This window comes from Candidatus Zixiibacteriota bacterium (assembly GCA_035380245.1).
Classification (GTDB): domain Bacteria; phylum Zixibacteria; class MSB-5A5; order GN15; family FEB-12; genus DAOSXA01.
On record DAOSXA010000002.1, the window covers coordinates 16,208 to 29,830 of the forward strand.

The following is a 13,623-nucleotide window of genomic DNA, read 5'->3' on the forward strand; positions in this document are numbered from 1 at the left end:
ATATCCCGCGTCTTTAGAGAAATTCGGTTCAAGGATAGACGCAGGCCTTCAGGAGGAAGTCACATGAGAGCGATTATTATTGTTCCGGCGATTCTTCTGACCGCAATGTTTACGACCGTTACCGGTCAGGTTCCAATTGAAACTGTCCCATTTTGGCAATCGACGGAGGTTGATGCCTATTCAACCGGTATGATCTGGGAAGACGCCAACGGCGACGGTTATATCGACTTGTTCGTATCCAACGGCAACGACATGAACCGCGCCGCCAATACCATCTACCTTTCTCATTACGGTGAATTGGCCACCAGCGGGAGCTGGTATTCATCGGACGCCGAATACTCCGGACATTGTGCGGTGGGAGATCTCGATGGCAACGGTTTCCCCGAGTTTTTCGTTTCCAACTACATCGGCCAGAGCGGATTCGGCGAACCCAGTCTCGTCGTCGGATATTATAACTTCACCGGCTTACCGCAAAACAGCACCGCCTGGCACAGTGCCGATTCCTTTTTTACGTTCTCATGTGCGTTGGGAGATGTCGATAACGACGGCGACCTTGATCTGGCCGTAGCCACCGGGGAAGGGTATTACGGCTATTACAGTCCGGAATACCTTTTTCTGAACGAGAACGGGATTCTTTCCGATACCGCCTGCTGGCAGAGTAACCTTTCCACGGCGGCGCTGGATGTCTGCTGGGGGGACTACGACAACGACGGCGATCTCGATCTAGCCGTCTGCGACGAATCTCACGGAGCGTTCATCTTTAACAATAACAACGGAAGCCTTGAAAGTAATCCCGGCTGGCAGTGCTCCAATCCCGGTTCTTCCAACACCGTCATTTTCGGCTATGTCAACGATGATCGCTGGCTGGATCTCGTGGTGGCTTTTAACAGCCAGCTCGGGGGGCACGGTAAATTCTGTGCTTATCTCAACGACGGCGCCGGTTCGCTTCATACCAGCCCGGATTGGGAGTCGGCCGACGGCGGTTATGGCTCCGCTCTGAGTCTTTACGATTACGACAACGACGGCGACAACGATCTTGCCGCCGGGCGCTGGTATGATCGAATACGCATTTATGAGAATATCGGCGGGACCTTTGTCGTTTCTCCGACCTGGCAAGCGTCCCCGTCGACTGTGGCCGAAGAACTCTCCTGGATCGATATTGACGGCGACGGCCTGGAATTGTTCGTTGATACCTTCGCGGTTGACGGGAGTCGGCGGCTGTTCTATCTGAAGCGTCAACCGATTCAGATCATTGATTCAATCATAGTCGACGGCGCTCGGATCGGTCTTACCGACTATTGCCATGACCTGCGCGACGGCTGGATATCGCTGGCCGCGGCGCCTGTATCGGAACTGCTGGTTTATTATCAATACTCGTTCAAGAATGATCTGACCGTGGTCCATTGGGATACCTGCAACATGGCCTTTGCCAACACCAATGATCCGCTGCTTGATTTCTATGTCGATGTAGAAATGGGCTGGGCTCCGTTCACCGTCAATTTCAGCGACAGCAGCGCGGGCAGCTCGAACCAGGTATGGGATTTCGGTGATGGACAAACCGGGGCAGGGATGGAAGTCTCGCATATGTACGAATCGGGTGGAGCGATGGATGTTTCGCTTGAGGCCGATCTGGCTGACGGTTATCATCATCGTCGTTGCCGCAACATGGTCGTCGTGTTGGCCGACACGATCTATTTCGAGGATATCCACGCCGGACAAGCCGGGAGTGTCGTCGTCCCGGTGTATCTCAAGAACAGCAATCCGCTCAGCCGGTTGGTTCTGCCGATTTCGTATGCGGGGGATGTAACATTGAGTTATGCCGGTTTTGACACAATCGGATGCCGGACGAATTACTTCAATGAAGTAACCGTGACCGGTGTCGCCGACATGGTGCAAAAAGTCTCATTTCGCCTCACCGTGTCCGGTACCGGGAACTATCAACCGCCGCTGTCGCCCGGAGACGGCCCCATTATCAATCTGCATTTCAACCGTCAGTCGGGATTCGGAGCAGCAGTCCTGGACAGCACTTCATTCAGCGGTCGAAGTCTCGATTTCGATGCCGACTACGCCTCGTTTGTACCGGCGGTGCGATCGGGAACGGTTACTTTCGGGATTGCCTGCGGTGATATCAACGGCTCCGGGACCGTGGCCGATATCTCCGACCTGGTTTATCTGGTTGACTATATGTTCAACTCCGGATTACCTCCGGCTTCACTGGCGGCCACCGATGTTAACGGCTCCGGTTCCGGTCCGGATATCGCCGACCTGGTTTACATGGTGGACTACATGTTCAATTCCGGCCCGGATCTTGACTGCGGCTTCTAAACCGGTCGGGAATTGCTAAAGTCGGTTTTGTCTTTTCAAGCACCCGAAGCATGACGTTGCGCGAGAATGGTCGGAAGATATCGACGGACGGAGTCCTCTGCCGGAAGGTCCCACCAGCAGTCGTCGGCATTGCCGCGTCGGACCTCGCCGACCAGGTCAGGATCGATGCACTGGTGGCAGCGGAATAAAACATCATCATCCTCGACCATTACTATTTCCCATTTTCCGGTGCTGTTGGACATGACCCAGCGCGGAGTTTTAACGACGCCCGTACAACGAGATTGAGCTCCCGCAAACACCTCATGGCCGTCGCGAAAAGACATCATGAATCGCTCATTGCCGATGGCCGGACGACATTGGAAAACATAATAAGGCTGGAGACGAGCGCCGGTGCCGGCGTACCATAATTCAGCCAACGTTTCGGCATCATCATTGATTCCGGCCAGCAGCGGAGTTTGAATCAGAAAACCGTAACGGTTGAACTCATCGACAACCTTGCGTAAACCGGGGCGGATCTCTTCTGGGCGGACGATATGCAGAACCAGAAAAATCCGCTTGGTGAGTCCCGTGGGAATACGGGCGGCATATTGATCAGGATCGTGGACTAAGGCGCGGGTACCGATTCGGATCGAGTGAATATGGTCTAGCGCTTCCAATCCCCGGATTAGTTCCTGAAGGTAGTCTCGATCGGCTAAAAGGGCATCTCCGCCGCTTAACAGGACGGAGTGAATTTCCCGGTGCCGTTTGAAATAATCGAGGGCCGGACCGATCTGGGCTATGCGGTCGGAAGGAAGGCTCTGCCCTTTGAACAGGCGCTTCCTGAAACACCAGTCGCATACGGTATGGCAGTTTCGGGAGACATAAACCAGGGCCGTCTCACGGTATTTGTGCTGCACGCCGGGAGTTACGAAATTTCTCTTTTCGCCGGAGGGGTCGTGTTGATAGATGCTGTTATTCATGATGTCCTCGCTTAATCCTATAGCCTTGACAAGTCGAGTTGAAATACGGCAGAGCAACTACGAGGGGACCTGAAACAGCTCTCCGGGTGATATGGATTGCTGGAAGATCGAAGAGCGGGCAGTTCCGGCAAGCGCCTGTTGTCTTGCCGTAGCCAAAGCCATCCCATAAGGATGGCTACAGGGTTATTCCTGTCTGTCAAGCCTGGTTCATATAATAAACGAGCGAGACGAGTCCTTTGTTTGCCGTACATATCATGCGATGCTTTATGGGGTATGTGTATCGGTATGTTGTACAATAGGTTGGTAGCGAATCGTGGTGGGTGGCGTTATGCTCGCAGGAGATAGTATAAACAAATCAAACTATTATAATGAAACGCAACTCCTTGTATCTCCAGTCACATTGTATCTTCGAGGGAGTGTTGAAAAAACGTTGGCGGTAGGAGACAAGTCCAGTCTACCCCTGTCCTCGTGTAGATGATGACTTTCTGTTGTCTGTGTTACGGTTTTGTTATCTCGAATGGCGGGGCAGATGTTATTCAAACAGACTCATTGAGCCGGCAAGTTTATGGTTCGTTTACTCCGAAGTTTGTTGCTAATCCACTGTTATTCGGTAAATTGCGGCCTTTGAAGGAGTGCCGTTGAGTCAACCGGTCGATAAAATCCGCACTGACTACACCGAAGGCTCGGTGATCGGGTCCATTCTGAAAATGGGCTTGCCGTCCATGTTTGGTTTTCTGAGCCAGAATATATACTCCCTGGCCGATACTTACTGGGTCGCCCAATTGGAACAGGGTGAGTCCGGAGTGGCAGCCATCACCTTCTTTGCAACGATTCAATGGCTGTTTTTCTCTTTCAACCATCTCATTGGACCCGGATCGGTGGCTGTTATTTCCCGTCGATACGGCGAAAAAGAATTCGATCAGACCGAGAAAGCGATCAAAGAGACGCTGATTCTTAAGCTGTTTTTCGGATTCGGTTTTGGTCTCCTGGGTTATTTCCTGACAAAACAAATGCTATGGGTGATGGGCGCGCGCGATCTGGCACTCGAACAAGGGGTTGTGTACGGGCAGATCATGTTCATTGGGATGGGGATCATGTTCGGGACCTACTCGATCTACACCGCTTTGCGCGGTATCGCCAATCCCAACAAGGCCATGATATTGATGCTGGCCTCGAATGCGCTGAACATTATCCTCGACCCGTTCTTTATTTTCGGGTATTGCGGTCTCCCGGCTATGGGCATTGCCGGAGCGGCGTTGGCGTCGGTGATCAGCTTTACTCTGACCTTCGGGGTCGGGATCGGCATTCTGTTCAGTGATTCGGTCAACGTACGCCTCCATCTAAAAAGTAAGATTCCGCTCGAAATCATCACTATGTGGAAAATCGTCCGCATCGGACTCCCTGCCTGGCTGGGACAGCTTTCGTTTTCTTCGGCCCGGCTGGTGATCACGCCGATGATTGCGACCTTCGGAACCAGTGTCGTGGCGGCCTATGGGGTAGGCAACCAGGTTACTCATTTTGGGATATCGATCCTGGTAGGGATCGGACTCGGGCTTGGGTCTTTGATCGGTCATAACATAGGCAGTAAAAAAATGGAGCGGGCTCGTCACACCGGAGACCAGGCTATTATGCTGGGCACCAGTGTCATGACCGTGTTCGCCGTAGTCTCGTTGTTGTTCCCCCGGCAGATCATGGGGTTGTTCTTTAACTCGACGGATACTATCGAATACGGTGTTTCCATGCTGCGGATTTTTGCCGTCGGTTTCCCGTTTATCGGAGCGTTTTTCATGGTTGAGGAGATCCATGTTGGAGTCGGGCTCAACATTCCGGGAATGGTCCTGAATATCGTCCATGCCTGGTTTCTGGAAGTTCTTCCGATTTTCATCCTGACTCAGGTGCTGGGCTATTCTCAGAATGCTATCTGGTGGTCGGTGACGCTGGCCATGATGTGTGCATCAACCGCTTTCTTCATCTACTATCGTCGTGGGGCCTGGCTTTCGGCCAAACTCTGAAGTTTTTGTTTTAGTTGGCAACCGGTAATCCCCGGCTTAGTTTGCTTCGCATAAGATTAAACATCAAGCAGGATTAGATTTTACCTATGGAGCTGTCCGGCAAGCGTTTCTTGGTAATTGGCGGAGCCGGTTTTATCGGGTCGCATATCGTCGATCAACTCACCCAAACCGATGCCCGCGAGATCATTGTTTACGACAACTTCTGCCGGGGAGCTCGATCCAATCTGGCCGAGGCCCTAAAGGACCCGCGTGTTTCGGTGTTTGATATCGGCGGCGATGTTCTTCAGACCGATATTCTATCCCGGGCCATGGAGGGAATCGACGGCGTGTTTCATCTGGCGGCTCTCTGGCTTTTGCAATGCTATGACTATCCCCGAGCGGCGTTTGATGTCAATATCCGAGGGACGTTCAACGTAGCGGAAGCAGCCATCGCCGCCGGCGTAAAACGCGTAGTGTATTCTTCCAGCGCCTCGGTTTACGGCAACGCACTGGAGATTCCGATGACCGAGAATCATGTGTACAACAACGAAACTTTCTACGGTGCGACCAAAATCTGCGGCGAGCACATCTTCAAAAGCCTTGGTTGTCGATACGGACTGAACTGGGTAGGTCTTCGTTACATGAACGTATACGGTTCCCGTCAGGACTATAAGGGGACTTATACCGCGGTCATTCACAAGGTGCTCGATCGCATTGAGGCCGGCCAACCGCCGCTGGTGTACGGTGATGGCTCCCAGCAATACGATTTCATCGATGTGCGCGATACCGCCCGAGCCAACCTCCTGGCAATGCAGGCCGATGTCAACGGTGAATGCTACAATGTCGGCCGAGGCATCGGAACGACTATCAAAGAACTGGCGGAGTTGATTCTGCAATTGACGGACTGTCATCAGAAGATCCAATACGAACCGGCCGGGCGGACTTTCGTTACGAATCGAATCGGTTGTCCGAAAAAGGCCGATCGTGATCTGGGCTTTCGCTGGCAGATCGAGCTCGAGGACGGTCTCCGGGACCTGATTGACTGGCGGCAACAAGACCGGGTGCGAACAACCGCGGCTGAACACTGAGGATAAAGCCATGCTGTACGAATTCCCGACATACGAACCGTGGAGCGGTAAACACCTGTCGGTCCAGGTATTGTTCTCAACGGCCGGTCTGGCGCAGTCGGTGGTAATCGAGTCCGAGAAGCAATCGCTGCTGGTAGACGTTGGCGACGGGTGTCTCCGTGACCTGTTGATCCACGGTATCCATCCGGTCGATTTGTCCGGGGTCGTTATCACTCACGGGCATTTCGATCATGTCGGCGGTCTGCACAGCCTGCTGAGTTTCCTCCGGATGATCATGCGTGTCGAATGTCTGCCGGTGATATATCCCGAAGGCGCCGTCGAGGTAATAACCATGCTTGATTCTTTCGAGCGATGTTATGCCGGAACGGTTCCGTTCCTGATCGAACGACGGCCGCTCAAGCACGGGCAGTCGTCAACGATAGGTAATTTTAACATCTCGGCGTTGGAGATGATCCATTGCGGCAGCCTTGCCGAAGGAACGGTATTGGACCCGATTCCCGCTCTCGGTTATCGAATCGAGGCGGGCGGGGAGACGGTGGCCGTGACCGGCGACACCGGGCTATGCGACAATCTCCGCGATTTGGTGCGTGGGGTTGACCTGGCCGTGATCGAGGCAACTTTCTCGGAAGAACACGAAATCGCAGCCGACATGCTCAAACGGGTTCATTTATCGGTACGCATAGCGGAAGAACTCGCGGCGACGGCCAAAGCCAGTCGGCTGGTGCATCGCATTGCCCGAAGAAAGTCTGGTCTGGCGTGAAAATAGAAGCGGTTGTCTTCGATCTTGACGACACCCTCATCGAAGACGAACGAGTAGCTTTAGCTACCATCCAGGAAGCCTGTGGTCTGGCGACCGAGAAGTATGGAATCGATGCCGAGACGCTTCGTCACACGGTTCGCTGGACTGCCCGGGAGATCTGGTATGACGGCCCGGCGGCTGATTATGTCCGGTGTATCGGCAGCAGCTCCTGGGAAGGCCTCTGGATGGAAATCCGCACCCAACAACCCGAGACGCGTGCTCTGGCCGACTGGTTGCCGGAGTATCGCCGTCGCGCCTGGAATGAGGCACTATCCAAGCATGAAATCGTGGATGAGGCGCTGGCCGAGACGATGTCCGCAAGGTACATGGCCGTCAAACGAAAAAATCCGTTTCTGTTCGAGGACACCATACCGACCCTCGAACGACTACGGGATAATTATCGCCTCGCCATACTCACTAACGGGCTGATCGATCTGCAACAGGACAAGGTCGATATCGCGGGACTCCGTGATTATTTCGAAATAATCATGGTGTCGGGGGAGATCGGCATTGGCAAACCGGATCGACGCATTTTCGAGTCGGTGCATGAAAAACTCGGTCTGCGGATAGATCAGACGGTGATGGTCGGCAACAGCCTCAAATCCGATATTGCCGGAGCGCGTAGCATTGGAATGAAATCAATCTGGCTCAATCGGAAGGGGGAAAGCCCCGATTTCGATCTTCTGCCCGAGTTGGAGATACCGAATCTCACGCAGCTTTTCACGATCCTGACAGCGCCGCGCCGACCCTGGTAGGACGGAATAGTCCCGCAATCGCCTTATAATTTTCAGAATAACGTCGTTGGCTGTAACGCTTCTTCGTAAACCGGGATGAATTCTTTCCCCTGGGGAAATCAAGTCCCTGTAACACTTATGTTGCCGTTGCTGGACGACAGATTGATAGATCCCTGACCTCCGCCGAACCTCCCGCTAACGGCATGTTCGGAAACATCGGCGTCGTCGAGAGTCAGGTCGTACAGATTAATTGTACCGTTAAGGGCATTGGCTGAAAACATAGCCGAGGTAGTTGTCGGGATCAACAGGTCAATTGAGCCGTTGACGTCATTCAATTGTACCGAACCACCGGTCGGCAGGTCACATTCGACCGTCAAGTCTCCCTGGACAACAGCAACATGAAGGCTTCCATAGTGGTCCGCGATATTGACGTACCCGGTCACATTGGCTATATCGAGAGTGGCATGCATCGATTCGATATTAACCGTCCCGGTTGTCTGAGCCAGATCAAGAAGCATGTCGGCCGGCATCCTGATAACATAATCGACACTGTATTCGCGTTGACTGCCGGATTGCGGCTGATCGCTTTCTACGGTGTAATGCGTCGTCTCGTTCTTGGTAATGATCTGAATTTCACTGAGGTTGTCTTCGGCATCGGCCTGACTGACAGAGGAACTGACATGTCGCGTTCCGACAACATATATCGTGTCGAGATTCTGCACTCCGGTCACCTCGACCGAACCTGAGATATTGATTAAAGCGAGCATGACCTGGTCGGTTACCGGAAAGGTGAACTTGAAGGTCGAACTCGCATTATAGTCGTAATCGGAGCCGGTAGAGGAAGAGTCATTACCGCAACCCGACAAAATGAGGAGGAACAAAGAGACGATTAAGAACGATTTGAAAGGCATAGATAATTCCGTGCAACAGAAGATTGTTATTGATACTTATGTTTCCTCCCAAAAAACAGCGGCTTGAGTAAAAGTGCAAGAGACGATTTGTAGCCGGGATTCCGTCTCTACCCAGGCATAAGCATCTATTCCCGGGCTGCATATTTCTTCAGCCAGGCGATTCGGTCAGCCGGACCTTGTAGTATTTTATCCCAGTTTTCGATCCCTTTTTCAAAAGCACCCTCAATGCGGATAACGGCTACATCGGTAATGTTGTGAAAATCGTGTTTAGCGCCATAGGTCTCTTTGAAGAAGATCGGGTAGTTGTATTTCGCCGACAGCTCCAGCCGTTGTGAGGAAGTTGTGTTGTTCACTACCGTTCCGGACAGCGCCGCCTGGAAAGTGAATATCCACTTACGCTGATCCTGTTCGCAGGCGCTCAACACCGTGGAGTCGACACCGACCTTAAGAAAGTCTTTTTCCCATTGTGCCAAAAGGCCGTGCTCCGGTCGCACGATCATACAGCCGGCGTTAATGTAGGGGAGGATCTTTTCGTCGTCGGCAGGGGTGATAACCGGAAAGAGTTTCGAGCGGTCAACCTCCAACAAATCATACACGCGGTTCCAGAAAGGATCGGGGCCATCCTCGAAAAGCGGGCAGATGTTGCGATGCATGACCGGGCGATAACCATAAGTCTTGTCTTTTGGAAGGTTGAACTCGGTCGGTTCTTGCAGGATAACGGCATCGTTGCCAAGAAACGCTAAAAGTTCAGCCTGGTTTCGAGCTGCCTGCTCGGCGGCCGACGATGCAAACACGAGGGGAGAGAAAAAAGATTGGGCGACTTCAGGGATGGAGTATTCTTTAATCGTCACCTCCAGATCGGATAGACGCTGCCATATTTCTGTCTGTTTCGAGGTAGTCCCGGCAGGCACATAGAGCCAGAAGGGGGCATGGCTGAAATGTCCGCCGAACTCCCGGAGACTGGCGGCAAGCACTCCGGCGTTTTCGAGAGTTTCGGGTGACCAGACGGCGGTGGCAAAAACAATTGGTTCAGATTGGTTAGATGTCATGGTTGATTCCTGACCGGTGGTAAACAGATTCAGCCACAGCAGGATTGTGGCACAGAGGATTCTCATGGTTCCGGTCTCTCCTGAATTAGGGTTGTTGTCGCTTGGTCTCTAGTCTCCAATATATACGAGTCAACCGAACCATTGTTTATTATACCATGCGATCAAGTTTGTTTTACTGCTAGTGGGTCGAACAATATGTCCGGCCGGGGACCTCTTTGATTATTGACAGTAGGTCAGATAGCGGTATATTAAAATGTCAATAGTCATCAGATTTCTTCCGAGGAAATATCATTATGTCCAAGTATGTGATTCTTATGTTAGGGCTGTTTTGTATCACGGCGAACGCTGCGGTAATCAACGTCCCGGCTGACCAGCCTACGATCCAGGACGGCATCAATGCCGCAAGCGAGGGCGACACTGTTCTGGTTGCTCCGGGGACTTATACCGGCGACGGCAACCGGCGCATTGATCCGGATTCGCTTAATATCGTGATCATATCCTCGGACGGCCCCGCAACGACGATAATCGACTGCCAGGGCTCCGAATCTGATCTTCAATTTGCCTTCAACATTCACGGCGGACAGGATTCCACCTTCGTTATCGAGGGCTTTACCATCACGGGCAGTTCTCATTCTTCATGGGACTCAGCCGCGGTTTCGGTACAAAAAGCTTCACTGACAATTCGCAATTGTGATTTGCTCAACAACGAGGGCCTGGCGATTTACATGTACGGCAGTTATCCGATTTGGCGCACCTTGCAAATAGAGAACTGCCGGATAAACCATAACAACGGAGATGCCGCGATATTCGGTGACTACGCGATAATAAGAATCTTCGATTCGGAATTCGGTCATAACGCTCATTCCGGCTTTCAGGCCTGGCAGATAATCGAGTTCGAAGTCGAAGGCTCGGTGTTCCATCACAATCCCGGAACCGGTCTGGGATTTTCGCAATGGAGTCCCAATTGCCGACTCGCCAATTGTACCTTTGCCTATAACGGTACCGGTTTGTCAATGGAATGGGATTATCCCAAAGGCGACACGCCGGAGTTTACCGCGACCTTCGATTCCTCGGGGATGACCGGCTGTATTGCCTCGCTCAACGATTACTACGGTGTGTATATGGCCTCACCTTACGACTATTACATGACCTGCAACGATGTTTTCGGTAACGGCCTTGAGGATTGGCTCAGTACGAGTGAGTATTACGATGGTGATCCTTACGGTAATTTTGCTCTCGATCCGCAGTTTTGCGATGCCGCCAATGATTTCTTCGGTATCTCATCCGGTTCACCCTGCACCCCGACCAACAATTCCTGCGGCGTATTGATCGGTTCCGAAGCGGTCGGTTGCGCCTGTTGCGCAATACGGGGTGATGTCAACCATTCCGGGGCTGAAACGGATATCTCGGATCTGGTCTATCTCGTGGCGTATATGTTCATGCAGGGGCCGGCCCCGTTCTGCCCGGACGAGGGAGATATCGACGGTGATGGTGATATTGATATCACCGATCTGGTTTCTCTGGTCAACTACATGTTCCACGGCGGCGAAGCCCCCGTGCCGTGCGAATGATCGGACGCTTCAGATTATTTTTGAGAAATCGTCGTAGTCGATAACCGGCCAGGTCTCCGTCTGAAGAATGCCTCGGCTGTTGATTTGATTCGCGACTCGAAAAGCACTGTTTTGATCGTCGGCCTCAAATATCGCGATATAGTCATAGCGGCCGAGAGTCGCGAACAGATTGTTTACCGTCACACTATGCTCCGCGAAGATATCCAGCGATTCGTTGATTTGAGCTGATAAATTAGGATGTTCCTTGCGAGCGTTCGGATTGATTTTAAGTGCCATGATAAACGAGGGCATGGTTTTGTCCTCCTGTTTGTGATTGATCCTGCTTTAACATAGCAATGGCGGATCGATTATACAATCCTTTTTCGTCCGCAATCCTCGATGAATAATTGAACTTGCCGTCGAAGTATTGCGTCATGTATTTAGGACTTGGGGAAAGATGATTAATAGCATGTGGGGGAAGAATGCCGAAGACATTGATCTGTTTAGCCTTTCTTGTAATTCTGGGGGAACCGATATTCGGGACGGCACAGAATGCGGACCGAATCATTGTCGAGGGATCGGAGTACAGCCTGTTCAACGAACCTCTGGAATGGTATTTCGCGAAGTATTGTAAGCGACCTCAAGTCCTGACAGGTGGAATACGGAGTACGGATTGCTGGCGCGGATATGTCGCAACATGGGAATTGCAGCATGACTCGCTGTTTCTTATTAAAGTATCGAAAGAATATCCAATAGCGACGGGGGCGCATCAAACCGAATGGTGTGAACTGCCCTTAAACGAGCTGATTCCCGGAGCAGATTACCCGTTATTTGCATCCTGGTTTTCGGGGATTCTTTGTCTGCCGCAGGGCAAACTCCTTAATTATGTCCATCTCGGTTATGCGAGTCGTTATGAAAAGAATATGGTGTTTGCACTCGACAGCGGGTGTGTGACAGCCCGGGGAGTAGTCGAGAATAAGTATGCCGACAAATTCCAGTCCGATGCCGACCGGAAATGGGTTGCACTGGGGGAACCACCCAAAGATCCCGGTAAATGGTTCGATGCGCGTCTGTTCGGCTGCAAGGAGATATCGTTACTTCTGGAAAAAGGGGATACGGTGGTTACGCGCGGCATTATCAATGGACTTGCCGATATGCCGACTCTCTGGATTCCCTCGACCGATACTACCGAAGGAGCCACGTGTATGCTCTCCGGCATGACAAAATCAAAACTACGGCAGATGGACGGTCAACATGTGGAAATTAAGGCTGTTCTGACGGAGTTGACGGAAATGCCGACTCTCGATTTATTCTACATCCGTCCGCTGCGATACGGAGAAACGATCCATTCTCCGGAATTACCGGGGCTGATGGACCACTGTCCCGAACTTATCGGGCACAACTGGCTGTATTAGATAAGTTCCCTGACCAGAGCGGAAGATGAGTCCTTTTATTCTTGTTGTTTTTCTTCGTACAGATAGTGATGGAAAGAGATATTAAGCCGATGCAGGAATAAAACCCCCATTATGAGGCTCAGCTATGTTCGATAAGCTCAAGGAAATGTTCAGTTACGAGAATCTCTTTGACCAGGCCTACGAGACGACCATAACCATGCTCGAATTCGACCATAAGATGTTCCTCGATTCGGTCCAGGCGCTGCGGGAGTCGGACACCTCCGAGTTGCCTTATGATTTCAAAGAAGCGGATCGTAAGATCAACAAGTTCGAGCGGGAAGTCCGTCGCAATATCCTGACGCATATCGCTATCAGTCGACCGCAGGATATGGTGCCGGGGTTGGTGCTGGTGACGATCGTAATCGACGTTGAGCGTATCGGGGATTTCTGCAAGAACATTTCGGAGATCGCAACCGCTCGTAAGGAACGTCTGGGCGCCGGGGAATATGAAGAGCGTTTGTTCGAAATCGAGCGGTCAATCAAAGAACACTTCCCGGCGGTGATTGAATTACTCAAAACCAATGACCGCGACAAAGCCTCGGTGTTCGTGGCGAAAGAACCGATTATCGCCAAGAAAGCTGAGTCGATTTTAATCGATATGATTTCCGCCGCTCGCACCGAATGCTGCAGTCCCGATCTTGTTCGGTTGACTCTCTACGTACGATATCTGAAGCGGATCAACGCCCATTTGACCAACATCGCCTCATCGGTCGTCAATCCGTTCCCAAGAATCGGTTTCCGTCAGAAACAAACCACCGACTAG

12 protein-coding genes are annotated in these 13,623 nt (G+C 52.0%); 8 read left to right on the forward strand and 4 right to left on the reverse strand.

All coding sequences use genetic code 11. From position 1 onward, the window contains the following. Window positions 1–63 precede the first annotated feature (63 nt). Window positions 64–2,325 (forward strand): FG-GAP-like repeat-containing protein, encoded by a 2,262-nt coding sequence (locus PLF13_05265; GenBank protein ID HOP06686.1) that lies wholly within the window; start codon window positions 64–66, stop codon window positions 2,323–2,325. Window positions 2,326–2,360: 35 nt separating this feature from the next. Here PLF13_05265 and PLF13_05270 read toward each other — a convergent pair whose 3' ends face one another. Then, window positions 2,361–3,284, reverse strand: a complete 924-nt coding sequence (locus PLF13_05270; protein ID HOP06687.1) for a hypothetical protein — start codon at window positions 3,282–3,284, stop codon at window positions 2,361–2,363. 638 nt (window positions 3,285–3,922) lie between these two features. Between PLF13_05270 and PLF13_05275 the strand changes: the two genes are divergently transcribed. From PLF13_05275 to PLF13_05290, 4 genes are all read left to right on the forward strand, one after another. Then, window positions 3,923–5,296: an MATE family efflux transporter gene (locus PLF13_05275; GenBank protein HOP06688.1), complete on the forward strand. Its 1,374-nt coding sequence runs from the start codon at window positions 3,923–3,925 to the stop codon at window positions 5,294–5,296. Between the two features lie 86 nt (window positions 5,297–5,382). Continuing rightward, a complete protein-coding gene (locus PLF13_05280) occupies window positions 5,383–6,363 on the forward strand; it encodes an NAD-dependent epimerase/dehydratase family protein (GenBank protein ID HOP06689.1) in 981 nt (326 codons plus the stop codon). Window positions 6,364–6,373: 10 nt separating this feature from the next. Then, window positions 6,374–7,123 (forward strand): MBL fold metallo-hydrolase, encoded by a 750-nt coding sequence (locus PLF13_05285; GenBank protein HOP06690.1) that lies wholly within the window; start codon window positions 6,374–6,376, stop codon window positions 7,121–7,123. Further along, window positions 7,120–7,917 (forward strand): HAD family hydrolase, encoded by a 798-nt coding sequence (locus PLF13_05290; protein HOP06691.1) that lies wholly within the window; start codon window positions 7,120–7,122, stop codon window positions 7,915–7,917. The genes PLF13_05285 and PLF13_05290 overlap by 4 nt, the downstream gene beginning before the upstream one ends. 98 nt (window positions 7,918–8,015) lie before the next feature. Here PLF13_05290 and PLF13_05295 read toward each other — a convergent pair whose 3' ends face one another. Both PLF13_05295 and PLF13_05300 read right to left on the reverse strand, forming a co-directional pair. Continuing rightward, the gene (locus tag PLF13_05295) at window positions 8,016–8,807 is read right to left on the reverse strand and encodes a DUF4097 family beta strand repeat-containing protein (protein ID HOP06692.1); all 792 of its coding nucleotides are present in this window, start codon (window positions 8,805–8,807) and stop codon (window positions 8,016–8,018) included. A gap of 125 nt (window positions 8,808–8,932) precedes the next feature. Continuing rightward, window positions 8,933–9,922, reverse strand: coding sequence for a hypothetical protein (locus PLF13_05300; GenBank protein ID HOP06693.1), 990 nt, complete (start codon window positions 9,920–9,922; stop codon window positions 8,933–8,935). Window positions 9,923–10,149: 227 nt separating this feature from the next. Between PLF13_05300 and PLF13_05305 the strand changes: the two genes are divergently transcribed. Further along, on the forward strand, window positions 10,150–11,427 hold the full coding sequence (locus tag PLF13_05305; protein ID HOP06694.1) for a right-handed parallel beta-helix repeat-containing protein: 1,278 nt from the start codon (window positions 10,150–10,152) through the stop codon (window positions 11,425–11,427). Between the two features lie 9 nt (window positions 11,428–11,436). Here the strand turns inward: PLF13_05305 and PLF13_05310 are convergent, their stop codons facing one another. Then, entirely contained in the window at window positions 11,437–11,718 is a 282-nt protein-coding gene (locus tag PLF13_05310; GenBank protein HOP06695.1) for a GYD domain-containing protein, read from the reverse strand. Window positions 11,719–11,888: 170 nt separating this feature from the next. Between PLF13_05310 and PLF13_05315 the strand changes: the two genes are divergently transcribed. Both PLF13_05315 and PLF13_05320 read left to right on the forward strand, forming a co-directional pair. Then, complete coding sequence (locus tag PLF13_05315) at window positions 11,889–12,821, forward strand: hypothetical protein (protein HOP06696.1); 933 nt, start codon at window positions 11,889–11,891, stop codon at window positions 12,819–12,821. A 124-nt stretch (window positions 12,822–12,945) separates the two neighbouring features. Beyond that, the gene (locus tag PLF13_05320) at window positions 12,946–13,623 is read left to right on the forward strand and encodes a PhoU domain-containing protein (GenBank protein HOP06697.1); all 678 of its coding nucleotides are present in this window, start codon (window positions 12,946–12,948) and stop codon (window positions 13,621–13,623) included.